This is a genomic window from Ferruginibacter profundus (genome assembly GCF_054783275.1).
In genome coordinates this window covers 2,025,520-2,048,617 of record NZ_BAAGQW010000002.1, presented here as the reverse complement: position 1 = coordinate 2,048,617, position 23,098 = coordinate 2,025,520, and the positions used below count along the sequence as shown (strand labels likewise).

The window sequence follows — 23,098 nt, the reverse complement described above, 5'->3', positions numbered from 1 at the left end:
CAAGTGATGAATTCTTATTGCTGAATAATAATTCAGAGTGGTGACGGCTATCACTGCAAATGCTTTTTGACGTCATTTTAAAAGAGTATTCTGCACAATACTTTTATAAACTCTTATTCAGCAAAGCCATGGGTTGATATTCAAAGAGGATTTCCTCAAGCCCGGATAACAAATGTTCTTATCTTAAAAACTTAGCCATGAAAAAATCAATATTTACATTGCTTATTATATTGGCAGTACAGGTACAGGCACAAACTATCCATATTGCCGGTCCCGCAGGCAGCGGCCAGTTTGGTAAAATGGTAGTTGCATTAACTAATGGAAATTATGTTGTTACTGATCCGTTGTATGATGACGGTGCTGTTACGGATGTAGGAGCAGTTTTTTTGTACAATGGAATTACGCACACTATAATAAGTACATTAAAGGGCAGCCATACAGGCGACGTTGGAGATAATGGTTTTTGGCTCACTGGCGTTGCTAAAGATTGCATAATTGGTTTAAGCAGTGGTAATTTTTTGGTGCTTTCACGTTACTGGGATAATGGAACTATTACCAATGCCGGGGCAGTAACATGGGTAAATGGTACAACTGGCCTGTCAGGCGTAATAAGCAGTGCCAATTCTTTGGTTGGAGGTACTGTTGATGATGCAATTGGAAGTGATGGTGTAACATTATTGAGTAATGGAAATTATTTAGCAAAGAGCTCAAATTGGGATAATGGCGCAACTCCCGATGTTGGCGCAGTTACCTGGGGCAGCGGTACCGCCGGAGTAGCAGGCATGGTAAGCGAGGGTAATTCATTGGTAGGTACTTCACCTCATGAAATTCTGGGGTTTAGGAATGTAATAGCGCTTACTACTGGTAATTATGTAGTGAGTAGTCAATACTGGAATGATGGTACAACTCAAAGTGTTGGTGCTGTTACATGGGGTGATGGTGCTGCGGGAATATCTGGCAAGATGAACAGAAGCAATTCCCTGGTGGGTAGTACAGCCTATGATTATATAGGAATGACGATAATAGCACTTGCCAATGGTAATTATGTAGTGGGTAGTCCATATTGGGATAAAGGGGTTATGCAAGATGCAGGAGTTGTTATTTTGGGAAATGGAACTACTGGTACAACAGGACAGGTAAATAGTGGTAATGCTCTCACCGGTAGTAAAACAAATGACTTTATCGGGAAAACAATAGCAGCTCTTACCAACGGTAATTATGTAGTGGCCAGCCCATCCTGGAGTAATGGAGTTGCACAAGGTGCAGGAGCCGTTACATGGGTGAGTGGCATTAACGGTTTAATAGGTGAGGTTAATAGTAATAATTCTATTGTGGGTAGCTCAACAGGCGATCAAATAGGAAGCGGGGCAGGGATAATGACATTATCCGCAATAACTCCATTGACTAATGGTAACTATGTTGTTTGCAGTCCGAACTGGGATAAAGGATCGATACAAAATGCAGGAGCTATTACCTGGGGTAACGGTAATACAGGTACAACAGGAATAGTAAGCAGCAGTAATTCATTAGTGGGTAGTACAATGAATGACGTGTTGGGAACAAACAATACACCTCCGGATCACGCCTTGCCTGGGGTATTTGCTCTAAGTAATGGTAATTATGTAGTCATTAGTTCTTTTTGGGATAATGGTGCAGTTGTTGACGTAGGAGCTGCAACCTGGGGAGATGGTGCAACAGGTACAACAGGAGTAATAAGCAGTGGTAACTCTCTTGTAGGGAGTACCCAGGGCGATTTTATGGTTTCTACAGTAACGGCTCTGAGTAATGGGAATTATGTTGTAAATTCTGCATGGAGTAGTGGGGGAAGCCACGTTGGTGCTCATACATGGGCAAATGGGAGTACAGGAGTTCATGGTGTAATAAATAGCAGTAATTCATACATTGGCGGTGCAAATGTAGTCCCGCTTAGTAATGGTAATTATGTAATGGTATTTTCAGGTTCAATGGGTGCTGTTAAATGGGTTAACGGCTCTTCAGGGATTACCGGCACTCCTACTATAAATGCTTCCAATTCTCTGGTGGGTAGTTCTATAAGTGATGCGGTTGGCAGCGGTAGTAATATCCCAAATGTATTTGACGGGGTAACTGCTTTAAACAATGGTAATTACCTGGTAAAAAGTTCTAAGTGGGATAATGGATTGACAACAGATGCAGGAGCAATAACTCTTAGTACAGAGGCAGAAGGAGTAACCGGTATCATAACAAGTTGTAACAGTGTGTTAGGAACAACAGCATCCGGCGGAGCTTCAATGAACGCAGGCTATAACAATATCTACGATTATTTATTAGTAGGCAATCCTTCAGGTAATACAGTTAGTATTTATTTTCCGGCAGTTATGGTAATTGCTCAATCACAGGATTCGATATCACAAAATATCTACAACTCTGCAACAACAGCACTTATTGCCAGCTACAGTTGCCGTATTATTGCAACAATTACACCAGGTGGCAGCGGGACATTTAACGCCAGAGTTTGGATAGCGTCTACGGTGCCCAGTTTTGAAGACAGCCCATTTGTTGCACGTCATTACCAGATTACACCGTCAAGCAACATATCTACAGCAACGGGAAGGATTACACTGTATTTTACCCAGCAGGAGTTCGATGATTTTAATGCTCATGCCGGAAGTACACTTAATTTGCCAACTGGTGATGGAGATGCAACCGGTATAGCAAATCTTCGTATCTGCAAATACCCTGGTACCAGCAGTAACGGAACAGGACTGCCCGATACTTATTTGGGAATACCAGTTGTTAGCAATCCCAATGATGCAGATATTGTTTGGAACAATAGCCTTGCCCGTTGGGAAGTTAGTTTTGAGGTAACAGGTTTTGGTGGATTTGTTGTTCAGACAAGAACTACAGTAACACCCCCTCCGCTTCCTTTACAATTGCTGAGTTTTTCCGCAGCGCTTTCACATAATGATGTGCTGGTAAACTGGAAGACTACCAATGAGGTTAATACCAAAAACTTTGAAGTGGAAAGAAGTACAGACGGAAGGAATTTTATAACTGTGGGTACTGTAGCAGCAATCAACACTTCAGGAGATCATAGCTATGCATATACTGATGCCGGAGCCGCTTTATTAAATAGCCATAACATCTACTATCGCCTTAGGCAAACTGATAACGATGGCAGCTACAATTATTCACAAACAGAAGTGCTGCATTTATCAGAAGGGAATAGCATTTCAGTTTATCCTAACCCGGTAACTAACATAACCATTCTTAGTTTCAGTAATACAGCTTTATTGAATACACAGGCTGTATTAATTGATATGCAGGGCAGGAGAGTAAAACAAATTATCATTAGCAATTACCAGCGGCAACTTGATATGAGTAACCTTTCTAAAGGGGGATACCTGTTAAAATTTGCAGATGGTTCTGTTGTAAAACTCATAAAGAACTAACCTTTTTTAAACACCAGGTAAAAGCCGCCGGTAATACTGGTGGCTTTTTTTTTCACCGTTTATAAAATAAATCTGCGGAGCAACTTTTAAAAATTGTATTTTGAAAAAAATTAAAACAATGAAAAGAGTTACCTCAATAGGCGGCGTATTTTTTAAATGCAACAATCCTGAAGCGCAAAAGGAATGGTATGCCAGGCATTTAGGGTTAGGCATGGATAAATACGGTACCAGTTTTGAATGGCGCCACAGCGATGAAAAAGAAAAGAAGGGCTTTTCTGCGTGGAGCCCGTTTGAAAAGGATACTGATTATTTTGGTGATGCTTCTCAACAATATATGATTAACTACAGGGTAGATGACCTGGAAGCACTTATCAAACAATTAAAAGAAGAAGGTGTGACTATCGTTGACCAGATGGAAATTTATGAATACGGCAAATTTGTACATATACTGGATGGAGAAGGTAATAAGGTAGAACTTTGGGAAGCCAACGACGATGTGTATGAAAAAATGGTGAATGCAGTTACCAAATAATTAATGCCATTAAAAATAGTAATTTAATCAACATTTAAATAAACAACGATGAAACTTATCCGATTGCTTATTGCAACAATTTTTATCAACAGCAGTTCTTTTGCGCAACTGGACCTGCCACCAAGCGGTAATAATCCAAGAGCCACCATCAGTGAAGAAGTAGGCATTACTTCCATTACTATAAAATACAGCAGGCCGGATGTAAATAAAAGAGAAGGAAAAATTTATGGCGATGGCAATGTGGTTACCTATGGTTTTAGCACTGCCAGCTTTATTACCAATAAAAATACTTCGCCATGGCGTGCCGGTGCCAATGAAAATACCACCATCACTTTTGAACACGACGTAAAAATAGAAGGCCAGCCACTTAAAGCCGGTACTTACGGTTTATTTATGGCAATGGGTGCCGACAATGTTACTATTATTTTTTCCAATCAATCTGATGCATGGGGAAGTTTTAACTATGATGAAAAGTACGATGCTTTGAGAGTGAATGTAAAACCGGTGGCTTTAGATAAAAGTGTAGAATACCTGAAATATGAATTTATAGAGCACAAAGAAAAATATTGTGTAATTGCGATGCAGTGGGAGAAAGTATCCGTGCCATTTAAAGTTGAGGTGGATGTGGACAATATTGTATTGACAAGACTTAGAGAACAATTAACGGGGCGGCAGGGGTTTACACCAGCACTTATTTTAACCGCAACACAATTTTGCTTTACAAAAAATATCAATTTAGATGAAGCATTGGTGTGGAGCAAAAAAGCCATTGATGGGCAGGGCGGCCAAAAAACCTATATCACTTTACGTAATCTTGCAACAGCCTATGAAAAATTAAACAGGACCGCTGAAGCAGATTCAACAATGAACGAAGCGTTACTAATTGCAACCGCTAATCAATATGGTGCTTATGGAAGAATACTCATCTCACAAAAACGTATTGATAAAGCCATGGAAGTATTTACTGCAGCACAAAAAAGATATGGCGATATATTTGGTGTAAACAGCGGATTAATGAACGGCTATTCTGCCAGGGGAGATTTTAAAAATGCTATTAAATATGCTGAAAAAGCAATGGCACAGGCTCCTAACGATGCAGCTAAAACTACATTGCAGGGCCAGGTAGCTAAGTTAAAAGAAGGTAAGGATATTAATAATTGATCAATGAATAATTAATAATGAAAAATACGCTGTTAGTTATTGTAATTCTTTTTAGTGCAACAGCAGCCGTTAGCCACCAGGTTGTAAATAACCAGGTGTCCGCTAAAATAGCGTTCGCAGATACACAATATGTTTGCCTGCCCTGTGGCAGCGAATGTGACAATACCGTGTATAATAAACCCGGTACCTGCCCCCACTGCAACATGAAACTGGTGGATAAAACAGCTGTAAAATTTAACAGCATTGAGCCTGGTGCATTATGTAGTTTTATTAAAGACATGGGCAAAAAGAATGTTATCTTACTGGATGTTCGTACACCCGAAGAGTTTAAGGGTACAGCAAAGGATAAATTCGGCAGGCTTGCGGGAGCTATTAATATTCCTGTACAACAGCTGGAAAAAAGAATGGGCGAATTAAATAAATATAAAAACAAAGAAATAATTGTGTATTGCAGCCATAGCCACCGCAGCCCGATGGCAAGTTATATGCTGATGCAAAATGGGTTTACCAAAGTAACCAATATGGAATTTGGTATGAGTGAATGGAAAAATAAAGTAAAGTCGGGTGAATGCAGTAATAAGTTGTATATTAAACAATAACTTTTTAAAACAACATAAATAAAACACCATGAAAAAAGCACTAACAATTGTATTTTGTATAGGTTGTATAGTAGTACTGCAAAATTGCGGCAGTAGTAAAAAAGCCTCTAAAACTGCAACAGCAATGGCAGTTTCTTTTGATAAAGATGTAATGCCCATCATGCAATCAAGATGTACACCCTGCCATTTTCCACCGGATGGAAGAAAGAAGGCCTTGAATACTTACGATGCAGTAAAAGCAAATATTGCTGATATCATCGCAAGAGTAAAATTGCCGCAAACCGACAATGGATTTATGCCATGGAAAAATAAAAAACCTGCATTAAGCGATAGTTTAATAAACGTATTAGTAGAATGGCAAAAACAAAATATGCCGCAATAATTTACAATCTAAAAGCAAAAAATAAATAAGAATGAACAATGCGATCAGTTGGTTTGAGATACCAACAACAGACATTAACAGGGCACAGAGATTTTACGAAACTATCTTTGGTTTTACTATGATACCCATGGAAATGCCGAATATTAAAATGCGTATGTTTCCTTTAGATGACATCATGAATGGTATTGGCGGCGCATTAGTAGATAGTGGTGGTTTTCACAAACCATCTATGACTGACGGGCCACTGATATATTTAAATGCCAATCCCGATGTACAAAATATTTTAGATAAGGTAGAAGTAGCCGGCGGAAAAATAATGGTACCAAAAACAGAAATATCTCCTGAATACGGTACCATGGCAGTTTTTATCGACACCGAAGGTAACAGGATTGCATTGCATAGCGTACCGCAATAAAAATAGCAGGGTATGGCCTACAATGAAAAACTTGCCGGCAGAATAAGAGAACTGATAACGCTTACACATAAAAATGTAACGGAAAAGAAAATGTTCGGCGGCTTGTGCTTTATGGTAAATGATAAAATGTGTGTAGGGGTGGAAATGGAACGCTTGATGGTAAGGTTTGACCCGGCCAGGTATGATGAGATCATGGAAAGAGAAGGGTGCAGGCCAATGGACTTTACCGGCAGGGTAATGAAGGGGTATGCATTTGTAGAGATAGATGCACTCAATACCAAAAAGAAACTGGAGTATTGGGTCGGTTTGGCATTGGAGTATAACAAAATGGCTAAGCCAGCAAAAAAGAAAAAATAAATTTCGGCAGTATGAAATATTCAGTTGCACAGGCAATAGAAATTTTAGACAGAACACCTTCGGTTTGTACTGTATTACTTTCCGGTTTAAGCGATGGCTGGATAATGAGCAATGAAGGGCCGGAAACTTTTTCTCCTTTTGATGTGATAGGCCATTTAGTGCATGGCGAAAAAACAGATTGGGTGGTAAGGGCAAAAATAATTCTGGAATTTGGTATCACTAAACCTTTTGTACCATGGAACAGGTTTGCACAATACGAAGAAAGTAAAGGCAAATCGTTATCGGAACTACTGGAGGAATTTGCGAGGGTAAGAAAAGAGAATATGGATTGGTTTAAATCTTTACAGCTTACAGAAAGTGATTTAGATAAAACCGGTATTCATCCAAAGCTGGGAGAAGTAACCCTGAGAAATTTGCTAAGCACCTGGGTAGTACACGACCTTACGCATATAGCGCAAATTACACGTGTAATGGCCAAACAGTACACCGAGAACATGGGGCCATGGCCGGAATTTTTTCGTATTTTAAATTTCTGAATTTTATTACTATGCAATCTAAAGCTGCTACCGTAGAGCAATACATTGCCGAACTACCCGAAGAAAGGAAAGAAGCAATGATTGAATTGCGGAAAATAATAAAGAAAAATTTACCAAAAGGATTTGAAGAGGGTATGAGTTATGGTATGATCGGATATTATGTGCCGCATTCCATTTACCCCAACGGTTATCATTGCAATCCCGAACAACCATTACCTTTTGCCTGCCTGGCATCGCAAAAAAATTTCATTGCATTTTACCACATGTGTGTGTACGGCGACACTAAGTTATCAAAATGGTTTGTTGATGAATATGCTAAATTAAATATCGGCAAACCGGATATGGGTAAAAGTTGTATCCGGTTTAAAAACATGTCTAAAATTCCTTACCGGTTAATTGGTGAGTTGTGTGCAAAAGTTACCGTAAAGCAATGGATTGACAAGTATGAAAAGGTATTACAACGATAAGTGAAAAAATAAAGCCCCGAAATTCTTCAGGGCTTTTTGTTAAGGTTTAATGGTAATGGCTCGTAAATACTATTGCTATTTGTTTAAATTCCTTTTTAGCGGGTGTGAAACCCATTACATTCCTTCTTATCATCTGCTACTACAGTACCCGGGTTCATCAGTTTTGAATAACAAAATACAGCTTAGTTTTTACTTTTACAAGCAAAGATCGGTAAAAGGCTTTTTACCGGCCTGGTTCTTTCTGTAATTATCAATGCCATTATTGGTTGGGGAGAAACAATACTAACATCCTTATTGACTGATTTCAGTAAACAATCTTTCTGCATCCGCTTTTTTAAACAATTGTGTACCATCATTCATGGTGGCAGCGCTACCGCAGGCCACACCAAAACGAATAGCATCTCTTAACGTCATCTTTTTCTGCAACGAATAAGTAATACCTGCCACCATACTATCGCCTGCACCAACTGTACTCTTTTTTTCAACAGGGGGAGCTGCAACAAAATAACGGTGGTCGCTGCTTATCAGCCAGGCGCCATCCGGCCCCATTGATACTACAATTATTTCTGCAAAGCCATCCCTGATAGCTTGCTGCGCCGCATTGGGCACATCCTCTTTATCCAGCCAGTTTATGTTCAGCATTTTGCACAACTCACCAATATTGGGCTTTATCATGTAAGTATGCTTTCCTTTTAATGCCTGCAGCGCTGCGCCGCTGGTATCTACTATACACCTGGCCCCAACAGCCTGCGCATTTTTTACAATTAAACCATAAAAATAATCAGGCAACCCGGGCGGTAAACTACCGCTTGCCACAACAAATGATGGTGTAAAAGCCCTTATCTGGTTTACCAGTGTTTTAATCGTTTCTTCCAAAACCTCTTTGCCCGGAAAAGTAAAACGATATTGATTATTGTGAGCGGTCTCCAGGACGATCCAGTTTTCCCTCGTTTCTACTTTTGTATCTACCGCATGAAAAAGTATGCCGTCCTCTCTCAATAAAGAACAAAGCATGTTGCCATTATTTCCACCTGCCGGAAATAATGCTACAGATGAAGTCTCTAATTTTTTTAAGGCTTTACTCACATTTATACCTCCGCCGCCAGCCTCATTCACCACTTCGGCGCAGCGCATTTTACTTTCCGGTTTTAATTTTTCTACCCTTGAACTTTTATCAATACAAGGGTTGAGTGTAATGGTTAAAATCATTGGTTTAGAATTTTATTGTGGCACCGTGTTTTCTATATCATTTAAAATATTCAGTGTCCTGTTTTTCAATGTATCAAAATCGGTATAGCCTTTTGCCAGCAGGTAAAATTTACTTTCGGATGCTTGTAAAATAACCTGCGGAAAACTATCTGCACTCAATTGTTTGCACAAAGCAAACTCATAATACGCTTTGTCTTTATACTCCTCACTTTTCAGTCTGGTATAAAAAGTATCTTCAGGTAAATTGTATTTTTCTATAAGATGCCGGTAGGCTTCGTCGTCATCTAAATCACGGCCTTCATAATTTAATGCATATTGAAGGTCGCTGGCAAAATTGAGTTGTTGTTCGGGAAAATAGTCTTTAAAAATGCATAATGCAATGGCAGGTTTTTCGCTGTTCATCACCCAGTCGCTCTTATCAGGATTGGCCGTATGCCATAAAAAATCTTCGCCAAATTGTATTCCCGTTAATTCTTCTACTCTTTTATACGCATTTTGAATATAGGGACCTATTTTTTCAATCGGCATTTTACTTTCACCAATCATCATGCCGCCGCTCAGCACTTCAATTTCTAACCGGTCAGCAAAATCAGCAGCAATTTTTTTCATTACCGGGCTAAAACCATAGCACCAGCCACAGTAAGCATCATAACAATAAATCAATATGGGTTTCATGTTGTAAATTTAATACTGCAAAAATATGGATTATGTAGCGGCGCTGATATAACAAAGCACTAACAACTTTGTGGTATACCTTGCACGCCGTTGCAAAAACAATAAATACGATGAAAACCTTTATCCTGGCCGGCATTTGTATGGCCACATTATTTATAAGCTGTACCTCAACAACTGAAAAGGCTGACGGTCAGGTTACGGCAAGAGATAAAACTGTAACTGCAGCTGAATCTTACAGCGATCTTTTTATCGACAGTACGGTAATGGAAAAATTTATTGCGCAACAAGGGTATAAAGATTCCCTGGCTAACAGGCTGCGTAGTTTTTATAACAACCGTAATTATCAGTGTGCCTGGTTTTTTAAAGAAGGTATTGCAGATTATGCAGCTACTTTTTACGACATGTACAATGATTATATTAATTACTCCGGTGATAGTTCTTTATATAATCCCCGCTTGCAGCAATTGTATGATTCTGCCAATTCAGGAAATTTAAAGCCGGATGACAGTCTTGCTGTTAAAACAGAACTGCTGCTTACCGTTCAATTTTTTCGCTATGCAAGAAAAGCTTACCAGGGCAATAACCAACTGAATGCAAAAGAGCTGGACTGGTTTATTCCCCGTAAAAAAATTAATCCTGCTGCAATATTAGATTCAATGCTGGCTAATAAAGGAAAAAATATCGCCGGGTATGAGCCTGTAAACAAGCAATATAATTTACTGAAACAACAACTGCTAAAATACTATGGTATTGAAAAAGCCGGTGGCTGGAAAACAATTACTGCCGGCAGGAAAGCTTATAAGCTAAATGACACTGCCACTTGTTTAACCAACATCAAAAAAAGATTATTACTTACCGGCGATATTAATAACACTGATACATCTGCAGTATTTACAAAAGAACTTGAAGATGGGATAAAAAATTTTCAGCACCGTTACGGGTTTAAAGAAAACGGAATTATCAATACCGCATTGATTGCAGAAATGAACAGACCGGTGGAAGAAAGACTACAGCAGATACTGATCAACATGGAACGCATCAGGTGGATGCCGGCGCAACCCACCACAGATTTTTTACTGATCAATATTCCCGAATTCCGGTTACATGTGTATGAAAAAGGGCAACATGCTTTTAGCATGAATGTAGTAACAGGGTCTGTGGTGCATAATACTGTTATCTTCAATGGTAATTTAAAATATATTGTCTTCAGTCCCTACTGGAATGTGCCACCAGGCATACTAAAAAAAGAAGTATTGCCGGGCATAGCAAGAAATAAAAATTACCTGGCATCGCATAATATGGAATGGAATAATGGTGCAGTAAGGCAAAAGCCCGGGCCAGCTAATTCGCTTGGCTTGGTAAAATTCTTATTCCCTAACAGTTACGATATTTATTTACATGATACTCCTGCTAAAAGTTTATTCAGCGAAGCCACAAGGGCATTCAGCCATGGTTGTATAAGATTGGCAGAACCTAAAAAGCTGGCACAATTTCTTTTGCGTAATGACGCCACATGGGATTCTGTAAAAATCAACAATGCGATGAATGCAGGCAAAGAACAATACTTTACTTTAAAACAAACTACCCCTGTTTTTATAGGCTACTTTACTGCCTGGGTAGATGGGGAAGGCCAATTAAATTTTCGTGATGATATTTATGGCCACGATAAAAAAATGAAAGCCAGGTTGTTTGGAAAATAAAAACTACATGCCTGTATTATTGATAAAGTAGCTCCAAAAGAAGTCAAGTCTTTAAGACTTGACTTCTTTTGATAAGGTATGCTGTTTGCCAAAATATAACTTATGGCCCTGAATCTTCCGCTTACTCATTTACAACTACCGTATACGAGTTATTTATAAATGGAGCTTTATTTTTTTATTCTCTTTGTGGTACAAAAAAGATAGTCATGAAAACAACAACAAAGTTGGATATCACTATCAGCAGGGATGAAATGGAAGTGTTAACAAAAGAAGTAAAAGAAACTTTAGCTTTTGAACATCTTAAACACCATAAAATTTTCACTTCTGCCGATCTGTGGAATATTCAGCGGCAAAAGAAAAGCACCACTCCGAGAAGAAACTATGCGTAAGCATGTACCGGCCCTATTCAATTTTCTCAGTTAGTTTAGTTTTGAGTTAAGGAGATCAAGGTTATCGAAGGATAACCTTTTTTTATTGGGTGAGTCACCCCCATGGGTGGCCCACCCTGTATTACGCTAAAGAAGGTTTCGGGAATTAATTTTATATTCACTTATTATTTTACCCTTCATTTTATAAAATGATAAAAGAATTCGCACTCTATATTCTTTTGCTGATAATATGTGATCATTCAAAAGCGCAAAATAAATTTGATGCTTACGATTTCCAATCTGTAGATAGTTTTGTCAAAACTGTAAAATATGAGAAAGACATGATAAAACTTTCTCAGGATCTTACAAAACCATACAAGGAAAATATCTATAAAGTAAGGGCAATTTTCAGATGGATAACAGAGAATATATCCTATGACTATAAGTTTATCAATAAAGGAAAAGAAGTAAAAAAGCCCGATTGTGAGTCAGTTGTTGATTGCTCCCAAAGAATAGAAGAATGGAAAGAAAAGTATATTAAAACTGTTTTGCAAAAGAAAAAAGGAGTTTGTAGTGGCTATGCCGAATTGTTTAAACGGCTTTGCGATCTGAGTAATATTAAATGCGAAGTTGTTGAAGGGTATGTAAAAAATAAATCTTACCAGGTTGGTAATTCATTAAGCATTAATCATGCGTGGAATGCAGTTATGATTGATAGTGTATGGTATTATGCAGATGCCACATGGGCTGCAGGAGGATGCACAGAAGATGAAGAAACTGGAAAACTGACAGGATATGTAAAAGAATATAAAAATTATTATTGGTTAACAGCTTATCCAAAACTTGTAAGAAATCATTATCCAGGCAATGGGAAATGGATAGAAAAACCTGCTTTTGTCAAGCAAGTTTTTTTTAACAAGCCTTATTATTACAGCACTGAAATACTGGAAAATATTTATGAGGAAAAACCTGATAGTGGAGTATTACAATTAAAACGGGGCGACACTATTCATTTCAGCTTTAACTATAAAAAAACAATTAATCAGCTGCAAATCAATTCAAATAATTTTAGAAACCCACCGCTTTGGTATAAAGACGAAAAAACAAAAAAAATAATCACTGATACACTTGCAATAAAACGACAAGTCTATATTTCGTTTAAAAAAACCGGTGATACTTATACATTCGATTATGTAGTAAATGAGAACTCATTATACTATATTGAATTACTTTTTGATTATAAAAAGGCTATGAGATACAGGATAAAAATTGTAGAGTAATTTTTTGGGGGGTCACCCCCATGGGTGGCCCACCCTGTATTTTAATGCGCCTCCAGCCAATTTTCCCCCATACCAATTTCTGCATCAGTAGGTACACCATTGGGCAATGCCAGAGCGGTTTGCATACAATTTAAAATTACCGGTTTGATGATCTCAATTTCACTGCGGTGAGCATCAAACACCAATTCATCATGCACCTGTAATAACATCTTGCTTTTAAAATTCTGCTTTTTAAACTCGGCATGAATTTTTATCATCGCCAGTTTGATCATATCAGCAGCGCTACCCTGGATAGGAGAGTTGATAGCATTGCGTTCTGCAAAACCACGAACAGTAAAATTAGCGGAGTTGATATCCCTCAGCCAACGCTTGCGGCCCATCAGTGTTTGCACATAACCGGTTTCCTTAGCAAAGTTGATGGTATCATCCATATACTTTTGAATATTGGGAAACTGTTTTTTATAATTATCAATGATCTCTTTGGCTTCAGCTCTTGGAATACCTAAATTTTCTGCCAGTCCAAATGCACCTTGCCCATATATGATACCAAAGTTTACGCTCTTGGCTTTATACCGCATTTCTTTGGTCACATCCTTTTCCTCTACATTAAAAACTTTTGCTGCTGTGGCAGTATGAATATCTTTTCCTGTGGTAAAAGCTTCGCACATATTTACATCGCCACTGATGGCTGCAACAATACGCAACTCAATTTGCGAATAATCCGCAGAAATCAATACATGATCTTTATCTCTGGGTATAAATGCTTTGCGTATTTCCCTGCCCCTGTCTGTACGTACAGGAATATTCTGCAGGTTAGGATTATTGCTGCTCAGCCTTCCCGTAACTGCAACCGCCTGCGCATACGATGTGTGTACACGGCCTGTTTTTTTATTGATCATCAATGGCAGTGCATCCACATAAGTAGATTTTAATTTCGTGTATTCCCTGAACACCAAAATATCATCCACAATTTTATTTTGTGCAGCTAATTTCAGCAACACATCTTCACCTGTTGCATACTGACCGGTTTTTGTTTTTTTAGCTTTAGGGTCTAACTGTAATTTATCAAACAACACTTCGCCTAATTGTTTAGGACTGGCGAGGTTAAAACGAACACCTGCCTGTTTATATACACTTTCTTCTGCGGCTTTGGCTTCTCTTTCTAATTCTTTACTGTAATCATTTAAAAATCCTTCATCAATCCTGATGCCTTCAAATTCCATTGCCGTTAATACTTTCACCAATGGATTCTCCACTTCATAAAAAACCTTTTCTACTTCTTTTTCTTTTAACTGCGGAAGAAAAATATTTTTTAACTGCAACGTAATGTCTGCATCTTCTGCAGCATAATCTTTTATTTTTTCTGCTTCCACATCCCTCATCGTTCCCTGGCCCTTGCCTTTTTTGCCAATCAGTTCTTCAATATGCACCGGTTCGTAACCTAAATATTTTGCACTCAGGGCATCCATATTTCTTTTGCCATCGGGTTCAATAACATAATGTGCCAGCATGGTATCAAAAGTATCACCTGCCATTTCAAAACCATACCATTTCAACATCAGCATATCATACTTAATGTTTTGTCCTACCCAAAGTTTGGTCGCATCATCAAATACAACTTTGAATTTATGTAACAGCGCAATGCATTGTTCCCTGTCTGCAGGACACGGAACATAATAAGCTTCACCGGGAGTTACAGAAAAACTCAATCCCACTAATTCGGCATCGTTGGCATCAATGCCGGTGGTTTCCGTATCAAAACAAATTTCCTGTTGGCTAATTAGTGTATTGGTTAATTGGTTTATCAATTCATCAGTATTGGCAAGAATATAATGATGTGGTGTATTGTTAATATTCTTATCAACTGTTATCGGGCCTTCTCCATCTTCTAAACCGCCACCGGGGCTTGCAGCTGCTGCCGGGGTTTTGGCTTCAGGTTGTTCAATAATATTTCCAAACAGATCCATTTGCGCCGTTTCTTTTTTGGGAGCTTTTTCAGCCGGCTGGTTGGTATGATTCCACACTTCAGCAGTTACATTGATATCATCGCCTAAAATTCTTTTCCCTAAGGTTTTAAATTCCAGCTCTTCAAAAATTGCTGTAAGCGCTTCCTTATTCATTTCCTTTATCCTGAAATTCTCTTCATGAAATTCAGCTGCAGGAATATTGGTGATGATGGTAGCCAATTTTTTGCTCATCATCGCCAGCTCTCTGCCGGCAACAATCTTTTCACCCAGCTTGCCTTTTATTTTTTCTGCATTATCCAATACATTTTCTAGTGTGCCATATTCTTTCAATAATTTGGCAGCTGTTTTTTCTCCTACACCCGGTATGCCGGGTATATTATCTACCGCATCACCCATCATGCCTAAAATATCAATTACCTGTTCTACTCTTTCAATATCCCATTTAGCACATACTTCTTTAGGCCCCATTATTTCAAAACTGCCACCCTGGTATGGCGGTTTATAGATCTTGATATTTTCGGTAACTAACTGGCCGTAATCTTTATCGGGCGTAACCATAAAAACTTCGTACCCTTCCTTTTCCGCCTGTTTTGCCAGTGCGCCAATTACATCATCAGCTTCATACCCATCGATGGCAATAACCGGAATGTTTAATCCTTCAATGATTCTTTTTATATCCGGAACAGCGGCAGAAATATCTTCAGGTGTTTCCTGCCGGTTGGCTTTGTAATCTGCAAAATCGGTATGGCGTTCTGTGGCCGCACTGGTATCAAAACATACGGCCATGTGGGTAGGGTTTTGATTTTTTATTAAATCGATCAGCGTATTGGTAAAACCAAATTGTGCATTGGTATTTCTTCCTTTACTGGTAATACGTGGGTTGCGTATCAACGCATAATATGCCCGGAAAACAAGGGCAAAAGCATCTAATAAAAATAATTTTTTTTGCATGCGGTAAAAATAAACATTATGCATGGCTAACCCAATGAAAAAATAAAAAAAGGTTGTTCAATAACAACCTTTAATTAAAGTTCTTCAGAAAAATTGGATTTAAAGACTAAGAGTAATATTTTTTGTTTTCACAGGACGAATTTTTTGCGGGCACAATCTGGATATTGGTTTGGATATTGGCTTTTTCCTGGTTTGGTTTCATGGGATTATCTCCTAGGTTCTTTGTTAACACAAAACTACTGCGCATATAAGGGGTACAGGCAAGCAAGTTTATAAAAGATACCCCGCATTTTTTATGGGGTTAATAGCAGCGCCGGTAGCCTTATTGCTATTGCCTTTAAATGATAACAATAAAAAAAGGTTGTTTTACAACAACCTTAATCAATGCATTTGAAATTGGATTTTAAAAACTAAACCTCTATGTTTTTATGGGTGGATTTTAAACGGGCCACTTTGGATATTGGTTGGATATTGGTCTTTCCTGGTATTGGTTTTAGTTAATTAGTTCAATGCTTTGATAACACAAAAATAGAATGCCCCGCTTTTGGCGGAGCAAGCAAATTTATGAAACCAGCCCCGCTTTTTTTAGCGGGTGCAACAGAGCGGTCAGATAATTGAAATAAGCAGTGTTTCCCTGTTATTGCTTTTAAGGCTGATAGAAGATTTATCAACCGTATCGATAGACCATTGGGTATTTAATCTTTGGCCGAAAGGATTATTACCGTCATTAAAACTAATAGTAATGGTTTTGGAGATATTATCTTCCAGCCAGTGGCCTTCAATAGTGTTGCCATCTTTGCTGGCAACTACCTTGCCCGAGGCATCAAAAGCAAAAGCATACCCTTCAAAAACACAGGTATTATCGTTGGTGGCGTTGCCAAAGCAATTCACCTTCCAGGCACCTTTGGTGGTAAGTTTATCTGTAATTGAATTTGAAACCGCTAACTGATCAATACTGGTACATGCGGCAAAGTATACTATAACTGAGCACTTTAGTGCAAAAAGTAGAAAAGGCTTTTTCATGTGACTGGATCTTAAAAGGATTCCCAGTTATAACAGAAAAAGCCTCACTTTATTGTATATATGAGATTAAAAAGCAATTAAAAGCCTAAAAACGGGTCTCCAGGTAGGCTGGTAACATGGCCCGCCAGGTTGGCCAGTCGTGTTTCCACTCGTGATTCCATACATCCAGTTCGTAATTAATACCTTTATTATATAAAACGCCGGCAAATTCCTTGGCAGCATCAGGTGCTTCGTACTCGCCGCTGCCGGTAAGGATGTGCACATGAGGACTCCTGCGTATCTGCTCTAAAACATAATGATCGGTAAGGTTAGGAATGTAATGCATGGGCGAATTAAAATACACCTGGTCATCATAAAAACCATCGGTATATTCCATCAGGTTGTACACGCCGCTCATGGCAATTACGCCATTGATCAGGTCGGGACGTTTTAAAAAAAGGTTCATGCTGTGCAAAGCACCAAAAGAAGCACCGCAGGTAATAATGGGTGTTTCCCACGAAGTGCTGTTCCTGATAAAAGGAACCACCTCGTTATAAATATATTCGTTGAACTGGTTTTGACGGATAGCTTTATGTTCCCCCTGCATTTGCTTGTTCATCCAGCTTTCGGTATTGATGCTGTTTACCGAAAATACTTTTACTTTACCACTATTGATATAAGGCGCCAGGCAATCCATCAGCTGAAAGCGCTCATACTCCAGGTAATCGGCTGCTGCGGTGGGCACTAATAACAAAGCAAAACCGTAATCTCCATAAGTAACAATGGGCATTTCTTTTTGCAATGCCGGGCTAAACCAGCTGGCGAGTTCTCTTTTCATATTTTGGTGTTTGTTTCACAAAGATGCACAAAGTTGTAACACAGAGATGCACAGAGAGGAATTAAAATTTCCTGAAGCAGAATTTTATTAAAATCTGCAAAACGCTGTTAATTAATCAGTCTTTTAATACCGTCTTAAGTAATTTATTCTGAAAATTAATGATCAAGCCAAGTTTATAATTCCCTGATTTAAGATAAGTGAGAAGTTGTGCGATATGAACATCATTGATTGCTTCTGTTCTTTTTAATTCCACCACTACTTTATTTTCCACCAATAAATCCATCCTATAACCGTGGTCAAGTTTTACTTCTTTATAAACGATTGGCATTAATTTTTCTTTTGCTACAAAGAGGCCTTTTTCATTCAGGTCATAATGAAGACATTCTCTGTAAGCTGATTCTAAAAGCCCAGGGCCAAATGTTCGGTGTACATTAATAGCACAACCAATAATAATTATAGCAATTTCATTAGTGTAGTTTATGACTTAAATGAAGCGATAGCTGAGTGGGTTGCACGAAGAAGGTTATTACAGAAAGTTACACAGAGATTTTTCACAGCGATACACAAAGAACTCTGTGAATCACTGTGTATTCTCAGCGCATCTCCGTGTCACAACTATTCTAATACTCCTTCCTTAATCTCAGTCCATAATTCACGATAACATTTTGCTGCATAGCTGCTGTTGGCAAATTCCATGATCGGTGCTTTATGCACGCCCATTTTTTCTACATCAGATAAATAGGGTATATAATTCTGGAAGAAACGTTTGTCTTTATATAATTCCTGCATTATTTCGTTGTGCATATTTTTACGCAGGTCGGCCATGGTAAAAAAGCACATCATCTTGGCAATATCCAAATCCTTTTCTTTAAAATAATCCTTCACCATATGATAAGTACGGATGGATAATGTAGTAGGAATAACCGGCATCAGTACAATATCTGCCGCATTAAAAATATTTTCACTTAAAGCACTAAATCCCGGGGGGCAATCGATAAACACAAAATCATATTCTTTATCCAGTTGTTTCAATACCCCCTTCAGCCTGGTTTTGTTGCCCTTCATTTCTTCCAGCATGATGTCAAATGTTTTAGAACTGCTGTCGGCAGGTATTACATCCAGCAATTCAAAATCAGTGCTCATAATACCATTTTCCAGGTCGGCATCTTTGGTAATGAGTTTTTTAATGCCGGGGTGGGTTTTTGGTTTTGCCTTATAATAAAACGAAGAAGAACCCTGTGGATCAATATCCCACAGCAGGGTTTTAAAACCATCGGCAGCTGCTAAATAGGCGAAGTTTACACAACTGGCGGTTTTACCAACGCCGCCTTTAAGGTTGTAAAGAGCAATTGTTGTCATGATTTATGTTTTATAAAAATCGGATTAGTAAGATAGGATTTTTTCAGGAAAATCGTACCTTTTTGCCCCTAACTCCCAAAGGGGAACTATACCCTTCGATTTAGATAGTATTACCCGGTTACACATTTTAAAAATTAACACCATGCAAATTCCAGCGCACTACAACCGGCTGATGCCGTACATGATCGTTCCCGAAGCGTATGACTTCATCACTTTTATGAAAGCCGTATTTGGTGCAACGGAGCAGGTAATTGTTCCCCGTAGCGAAGGCATTATTATGCACGGCGAACTGCGGATCGGGGATGCCGTAATCATGTTTGCCGATGCTACCGAACAGTATGCGCCCCGGCCTGCCGGTATTTTTATTTATGTAGATAATGTGGATGAGACCTATAAAAAAGCATTGGCTTTTGGTGCTACCTCACAAATGGAACCCTGTGCAATGGATTACGGTTATACCTGTAGTTTTAAAGATGCTTTTGGCAACGATTGGTGGCCGGTGGAAGCGGAAAAATAATCAATCCAGCTGCTCCCACCAGGCAGAAAATTTTTGTGCATCATCATCAATAGTAACTTTTTCTCCAATCATCGGAGTAAGTAAATGTAACTGCTTTTCCTTTGCCGCTTTAAATACCCGTTTAATAGAATCATCCCAGGTATGATTGGCTAAAGCAAATTTGCCCCAATGCACGGCCAGTAATTTTTTAGCTTTTAATTCCTGTGCCGCTAATGCGGTTTCTTCGGGCATCATATGAATGTATTTCCAGCTTTTATCGTATTGGCCGCATTCTAATATCGCCAGGTCAAACGGGCCATGCTGGTTACCGATGGTTTTAAAATGGTCGTCATAACCACTATCACCACCAAGGTAAATTTTATGCCGGGGTGTTTGTAATACAAACGATACCCATAAAGCACCGTTTCTTTTAAACCCTCTTCCCGAAAAATGCCTTGCCGGAGTAACCGTTACCGAAAAGCCATCAGCAAGCGTTACACTTTCATTCCAGTCTTTTTCAATGATCATATCTTTTTTAAAACCCCAGCGCTGTAAATGTTCGCCGGTACCTAAGCCGGTAATGATGGTTTTTGTTTTGGGTTTTAACTTTCTCAATGTATTGTAATCCAGGTGGTCCCAGTGATCGTGGGAGATAAATAAATAATCAATAGCAGGAATATCATCCGTAGTATAAATATCCGAACCAGGAAAACTCTTTGTGGTAAAACTTAATGGTGATGCAGCGCCACTCAATACCGGATCAACTAAAATTGTTTTGCCATCAATTTGCATAAAATAAGAAGAGTGGCCCATCCATACCCAAACGTTTTCTTCTTTCTTCAATGCAAACAGATCAGTTTTTGCTGAAGGTAACACCTGTGCCGGCTTTTTTCTTTCTTTTTGCTTGAATAAAAACTCACCCAGTACAGACGTAAAGCTTGCACCTTCCGTTAAGCTGGGGGTAGGGCTTTGGTTTTGAAAAGCCCCGCTTTTATATTGCGGGGAAACCCTTACTAAATCCAATCTTTCACCGGTAGGCTGGCTGCCAAATTTTGATTGCTGCATAAATATATATATGGCAGCTACTAATGCCACTACAATTACCAAAGACACTATCATCTGTAAACTTATTTTTTTTTAAATTGTATACCCTGTTAATGGAGACGAACGAGGGGGCAGGATATTTTATAATCAAGAATATTTTTTATTCACTGCGTGAATAAGAGTTTGCCACGGATTGCACAGATTTACACGGATGAAGGCACTGTATTTTAATCGGTGAAAATCTGTGTAATCCGTGGCAAACAAAAACCACAAGGTAGTTTCAGGCTATTTTTTCATGCCTTCCAATTCCTTCTGTAATCTGAACATTTCATCCCTTAATCTTGCAGCTTCCATAAAATCTAAATCTTTCGCAGCCTTTTCCATTTGCTTTTTTATTTTGCCAATGCCTTTTTCCATCTGGGGGATGGTTTTATATTCTACCTCATCTTCTGCGGCAATACTCACAATATCTTCATCAGGTTTAATAGAGTATGGATTTGCAGGATCATAACCTCTTACATCCAGCACCGAACCCTGCGCCATAATTTGTTGCGTATCTTTTTTAATAGTGGTAGGGGTGATGCCATGTTGAATATTGTAGGCAATCTGTTTTTCCCTGCGGCGATTGGTTTCATCAATGGTTTTTTGCATACTCTCCGTCATCACATCCGCATAAAAAATTACGAGGCCATCAACATTACGTGCGGCCCTGCCTGCAGTTTGTGTAAGACTTCTCTCATTGCGTAAAAAACCTTCCTTGTCGGCATCTAAAATGGCAACCAAAGAAACTTCAGGCAGATCCAATCCTTCTCTTAATAAATTCACACCCACCAATACATCAATCACACCAAGGCGCAGCTCACGCAAAATCTCCACACGTTCCAAAGCATCTACTTCACTATGGATGTATTTACATTTGATATTGATACGCTCTAAATATTTCGTCATTTCCTCCGCCATACGTTTGGTAAGTGTGGTTACCAACACACGGTCGCCTTTTTTAATTCGTTTATCTATCTCATCCAAAAGGTCATCAATCTGGTTTAAAGATGGACGCACTTCTATCGGCGGATCTAATAAACCTGTCGGCCTTACCACTTGCTCCACCACAATGCCCTCGCTCTTTTCCAGTTCATAATCGGCCGGTGTTGCAGAAACAAAAATCGTTTGCCCGGTTAATGCTTCAAACTCATGAAAATTTAAAGGGCGGTTATCCAGGGCACTGGGCAAACGAAAACCATAATCCACTAAAATTAATTTACGGCTTCTGTCGCCACCATACATACCGCTCACCTGCGGAATGGTTTGGTGACTTTCATCGATCATCACAATAAAATCTTTTGGAAAATAATCTAACAAACAGAATGGCCTGGTGCCCGGTTTTCTCCGGTCAAAAAAACGGGAATAATTTTCTATGCCATTGCAATACCCTAATTCACGGATCATTTCCAGGTCGTAATTCACCCTTTCGCTAATGCGCTGTGCTTCAATATATTTTCCTGAATTTTTGTAATACGTTTCCTGTGCCAGCACTTCATCCTGTATTTCATGCACTACCTGTTGCAGCATATCTTTTGGTGCTACGTATAAGTTTGCAGGAAAGATAGCCGCATTCTCCACACTGCTGATGCGTTTGCCGGTGCTCAGTTCCAATGTTTCTATCGTTTCAATTTCATCACCAAAAAAAGTAATGCGGTAACCAAAATCCACGTAAGGTAAATTAATATCAATGGTATCGCCCTTAACACGAAAAGTGCCTCTTGTAAAATCACCCTCACTTCTGTTGTATAAAGAATTGACCAGCGAGTGCAAAAATCCTTGCCTTGAAATTTGCTGGCCCTGTGTAATACGGATAATGCCGTTTTCATAATCGGTAGGATTACCCATACCATAAATACAACTTACACTGGCCACAATAATAATATCTCTTCTGCCACTTAATAATTGCGCCGTGGCCTGCAATCTTAATTTATCTAACTCTTCATTAATGCTCAGGTCTTTTTCAATATAGGTATTACTCACCGGCATATAAGCTTCGGGTTGGTAGTAATCGTAATAACTTACAAAATAACCCACGGCATTATCAGGAAAAAATTGTTTGAACTCGCCATACAATTGCGCCACCAGTGTTTTATTGTGGGTAAGTACCAATACCGGGCGTTGTACATTTTGTATCACGTTGGCCATGGTAAATGTTTTACCACTGCCGGTTACACCTAATAAAGTCTGGTAACGTTCTCCATTCAGTAATCCCTGGGTAAGTTGCTGAATGGCCTGTGGCTGATCGCCTGCAGGTTGATACGATGATTGAAGTCTGAATTGCATCCTG

Annotated in this window: 22 protein-coding genes; 13 read left to right on the top strand and 9 right to left on the bottom strand. The window is 38.9% G+C overall.

Features of this window, described 5'->3' with window-relative positions; translation table 11 throughout:
• Positions 1–197 precede the first annotated feature (197 nt).
• The 9 genes from ACYVM0_RS18850 (at position 198) to ACYVM0_RS18810 (ending at position 7,880) form a co-directional block, all read left to right on the top strand.
• Positions 198–3,431 carry a T9SS type A sorting domain-containing protein gene (locus ACYVM0_RS18850; protein WP_460559557.1) on the top strand — a complete coding sequence of 1,078 codons (3,234 nt, stop codon included), beginning with the start codon at positions 198–200 and terminating at the stop codon, positions 3,429–3,431.
• A gap of 118 nt (positions 3,432–3,549) precedes the next feature.
• Positions 3,550–3,963, top strand: coding sequence for a VOC family protein (locus tag ACYVM0_RS18845; RefSeq protein ID WP_460559555.1), 414 nt, complete (start codon positions 3,550–3,552; stop codon positions 3,961–3,963).
• A gap of 48 nt (positions 3,964–4,011) precedes the next feature.
• Positions 4,012–5,124, top strand: a complete 1,113-nt coding sequence (locus ACYVM0_RS18840; RefSeq protein WP_460559553.1) for a DUF2911 domain-containing protein — start codon at positions 4,012–4,014, stop codon at positions 5,122–5,124.
• Between the two features lie 17 nt (positions 5,125–5,141).
• Entirely contained in the window at positions 5,142–5,723 is a 582-nt protein-coding gene (locus ACYVM0_RS18835; protein ID WP_460559551.1) for a rhodanese-like domain-containing protein, read from the top strand.
• Positions 5,724–5,751: 28 nt separating this feature from the next.
• Positions 5,752–6,105 carry a hypothetical protein gene (locus ACYVM0_RS18830; protein ID WP_460559549.1) on the top strand — a complete coding sequence of 118 codons (354 nt, stop codon included), beginning with the start codon at positions 5,752–5,754 and terminating at the stop codon, positions 6,103–6,105.
• Between the two features lie 31 nt (positions 6,106–6,136).
• Positions 6,137–6,520: a VOC family protein gene (locus ACYVM0_RS18825; RefSeq protein WP_460559547.1), complete on the top strand. Its 384-nt coding sequence runs from the start codon at positions 6,137–6,139 to the stop codon at positions 6,518–6,520.
• Between the two features lie 12 nt (positions 6,521–6,532).
• Complete coding sequence (locus tag ACYVM0_RS18820; protein ID WP_460559545.1) at positions 6,533–6,877, top strand: TfoX/Sxy family protein; 345 nt, start codon at positions 6,533–6,535, stop codon at positions 6,875–6,877.
• An 11-nt stretch (positions 6,878–6,888) separates the two neighbouring features.
• Positions 6,889–7,413, top strand: a complete 525-nt coding sequence (locus tag ACYVM0_RS18815) for a DinB family protein (protein ID WP_460559543.1) — start codon at positions 6,889–6,891, stop codon at positions 7,411–7,413.
• Positions 7,414–7,424: 11 nt separating this feature from the next.
• Complete coding sequence (locus ACYVM0_RS18810; protein ID WP_460559541.1) at positions 7,425–7,880, top strand: DUF1801 domain-containing protein; 456 nt, start codon at positions 7,425–7,427, stop codon at positions 7,878–7,880.
• 291 nt (positions 7,881–8,171) lie between these two features.
• Here ACYVM0_RS18810 and ACYVM0_RS18805 read toward each other — a convergent pair whose 3' ends face one another.
• Positions 8,172–9,089 (bottom strand): 1-phosphofructokinase family hexose kinase, encoded by a 918-nt coding sequence (locus ACYVM0_RS18805; protein WP_460559539.1) that lies wholly within the window; start codon positions 9,087–9,089, stop codon positions 8,172–8,174.
• Positions 9,090–9,101: 12 nt separating this feature from the next.
• Entirely contained in the window at positions 9,102–9,764 is a 663-nt protein-coding gene (locus ACYVM0_RS18800; RefSeq protein ID WP_460559537.1) for a DsbA family protein, read from the bottom strand.
• A gap of 110 nt (positions 9,765–9,874) precedes the next feature.
• On the opposite strand from ACYVM0_RS18800, the gene ACYVM0_RS18795 reads away from it, so the two are divergent.
• The 3 genes from ACYVM0_RS18795 (at position 9,875) to ACYVM0_RS18785 (ending at position 13,112) form a co-directional block, all read left to right on the top strand.
• On the top strand, positions 9,875–11,464 hold the full coding sequence (locus tag ACYVM0_RS18795) for a L,D-transpeptidase family protein (protein ID WP_460559535.1): 1,590 nt from the start codon (positions 9,875–9,877) through the stop codon (positions 11,462–11,464).
• A 206-nt stretch (positions 11,465–11,670) separates the two neighbouring features.
• Complete coding sequence (locus tag ACYVM0_RS18790; protein WP_460559533.1) at positions 11,671–11,853, top strand: hypothetical protein; 183 nt, start codon at positions 11,671–11,673, stop codon at positions 11,851–11,853.
• A gap of 188 nt (positions 11,854–12,041) precedes the next feature.
• The gene (locus ACYVM0_RS18785) at positions 12,042–13,112 is read left to right on the top strand and encodes a transglutaminase domain-containing protein (RefSeq protein ID WP_460559531.1); all 1,071 of its coding nucleotides are present in this window, start codon (positions 12,042–12,044) and stop codon (positions 13,110–13,112) included.
• A gap of 41 nt (positions 13,113–13,153) precedes the next feature.
• Here ACYVM0_RS18785 and polA read toward each other — a convergent pair whose 3' ends face one another.
• The 5 genes from polA to ACYVM0_RS18760 all read right to left on the bottom strand — a co-directional run bounded on the left by polA (position 13,154) and on the right by ACYVM0_RS18760 (position 19,229).
• Complete coding sequence (polA, locus tag ACYVM0_RS18780; protein WP_460559529.1) at positions 13,154–16,030, bottom strand: DNA polymerase I; 2,877 nt, start codon at positions 16,028–16,030, stop codon at positions 13,154–13,156.
• 606 nt (positions 16,031–16,636) lie between these two features.
• Complete coding sequence (locus tag ACYVM0_RS18775; protein ID WP_460559527.1) at positions 16,637–17,053, bottom strand: hypothetical protein; 417 nt, start codon at positions 17,051–17,053, stop codon at positions 16,637–16,639.
• An 85-nt stretch (positions 17,054–17,138) separates the two neighbouring features.
• Positions 17,139–17,870, bottom strand: a complete 732-nt coding sequence (locus ACYVM0_RS18770; RefSeq protein WP_460559525.1) for an esterase family protein — start codon at positions 17,868–17,870, stop codon at positions 17,139–17,141.
• Between the two features lie 115 nt (positions 17,871–17,985).
• Entirely contained in the window at positions 17,986–18,324 is a 339-nt protein-coding gene (locus ACYVM0_RS18765) for a GxxExxY protein (RefSeq protein WP_460559883.1), read from the bottom strand.
• A 161-nt stretch (positions 18,325–18,485) separates the two neighbouring features.
• A complete protein-coding gene (locus tag ACYVM0_RS18760; protein ID WP_460559523.1) occupies positions 18,486–19,229 on the bottom strand; it encodes a ParA family protein in 744 nt (247 codons plus the stop codon).
• Between the two features lie 142 nt (positions 19,230–19,371).
• Between ACYVM0_RS18760 and ACYVM0_RS18755 the strand changes: the two genes are divergently transcribed.
• Complete coding sequence (locus ACYVM0_RS18755; RefSeq protein WP_460559521.1) at positions 19,372–19,746, top strand: VOC family protein; 375 nt, start codon at positions 19,372–19,374, stop codon at positions 19,744–19,746.
• On the opposite strand, the gene ACYVM0_RS18750 is transcribed toward ACYVM0_RS18755, so the two are convergent.
• Positions 19,747–20,844 carry an MBL fold metallo-hydrolase gene (locus ACYVM0_RS18750; RefSeq protein WP_460559519.1) on the bottom strand — a complete coding sequence of 366 codons (1,098 nt, stop codon included), beginning with the start codon at positions 20,842–20,844 and terminating at the stop codon, positions 19,747–19,749.
• 210 nt (positions 20,845–21,054) lie between these two features.
• A complete protein-coding gene (gene uvrB / locus ACYVM0_RS18745; protein ID WP_460559517.1) occupies positions 21,055–23,094 on the bottom strand; it encodes an excinuclease ABC subunit UvrB in 2,040 nt (679 codons plus the stop codon).
• Positions 23,095–23,098: the final 4 nt, after the last annotated feature.

Excerpts from the sequence above, each read along its gene's own strand:
- ACYVM0_RS18830 (WP_460559549.1), top strand. The coding sequence starts at position 5,752 with ATGAAAAAAGCACTAACAATTGTATTTTGTATAGGTTGTATAGTAGTA.
- ACYVM0_RS18840 (WP_460559553.1), top strand. The coding sequence starts at position 4,012 with ATGAAACTTATCCGATTGCTTATTGCAACAATTTTTATCAACAGCAGT.
- ACYVM0_RS18775 (WP_460559527.1), bottom strand. The coding sequence starts at position 17,053 with ATGAAAAAGCCTTTTCTACTTTTTGCACTAAAGTGCTCAGTTATAGTA.
- ACYVM0_RS18825 (WP_460559547.1), top strand. The coding sequence starts at position 6,137 with ATGAACAATGCGATCAGTTGGTTTGAGATACCAACAACAGACATTAAC.
- ACYVM0_RS18845 (WP_460559555.1), top strand. The coding sequence starts at position 3,550 with ATGAAAAGAGTTACCTCAATAGGCGGCGTATTTTTTAAATGCAACAAT.
- ACYVM0_RS18760 (WP_460559523.1), bottom strand. The coding sequence starts at position 19,229 with ATGACAACAATTGCTCTTTACAACCTTAAAGGCGGCGTTGGTAAAACC.
- ACYVM0_RS18750 (WP_460559519.1), bottom strand. The coding sequence starts at position 20,844 with ATGATAGTGTCTTTGGTAATTGTAGTGGCATTAGTAGCTGCCATATAT.
- ACYVM0_RS18810 (WP_460559541.1), top strand. The coding sequence starts at position 7,425 with ATGCAATCTAAAGCTGCTACCGTAGAGCAATACATTGCCGAACTACCC.
- ACYVM0_RS18850 (WP_460559557.1), top strand. The coding sequence starts at position 198 with ATGAAAAAATCAATATTTACATTGCTTATTATATTGGCAGTACAGGTA.
- ACYVM0_RS18755 (WP_460559521.1), top strand. The coding sequence starts at position 19,372 with ATGCAAATTCCAGCGCACTACAACCGGCTGATGCCGTACATGATCGTT.
- ACYVM0_RS18805 (WP_460559539.1), bottom strand. The coding sequence starts at position 9,089 with ATGATTTTAACCATTACACTCAACCCTTGTATTGATAAAAGTTCAAGG.
- polA (WP_460559529.1), bottom strand. The coding sequence starts at position 16,030 with ATGCAAAAAAAATTATTTTTATTAGATGCTTTTGCCCTTGTTTTCCGG.
- uvrB (WP_460559517.1), bottom strand. The coding sequence starts at position 23,094 with ATGCAATTCAGACTTCAATCATCGTATCAACCTGCAGGCGATCAGCCA.
- ACYVM0_RS18795 (WP_460559535.1), top strand. The coding sequence starts at position 9,875 with ATGAAAACCTTTATCCTGGCCGGCATTTGTATGGCCACATTATTTATA.
- ACYVM0_RS18835 (WP_460559551.1), top strand. The coding sequence starts at position 5,142 with ATGAAAAATACGCTGTTAGTTATTGTAATTCTTTTTAGTGCAACAGCA.
- ACYVM0_RS18790 (WP_460559533.1), top strand. The coding sequence starts at position 11,671 with ATGAAAACAACAACAAAGTTGGATATCACTATCAGCAGGGATGAAATG.
- ACYVM0_RS18785 (WP_460559531.1), top strand. The coding sequence starts at position 12,042 with ATGATAAAAGAATTCGCACTCTATATTCTTTTGCTGATAATATGTGAT.
- ACYVM0_RS18820 (WP_460559545.1), top strand. The coding sequence starts at position 6,533 with ATGGCCTACAATGAAAAACTTGCCGGCAGAATAAGAGAACTGATAACG.
- ACYVM0_RS18800 (WP_460559537.1), bottom strand. The coding sequence starts at position 9,764 with ATGAAACCCATATTGATTTATTGTTATGATGCTTACTGTGGCTGGTGC.
- ACYVM0_RS18815 (WP_460559543.1), top strand. The coding sequence starts at position 6,889 with ATGAAATATTCAGTTGCACAGGCAATAGAAATTTTAGACAGAACACCT.
- ACYVM0_RS18770 (WP_460559525.1), bottom strand. The coding sequence starts at position 17,870 with ATGAAAAGAGAACTCGCCAGCTGGTTTAGCCCGGCATTGCAAAAAGAA.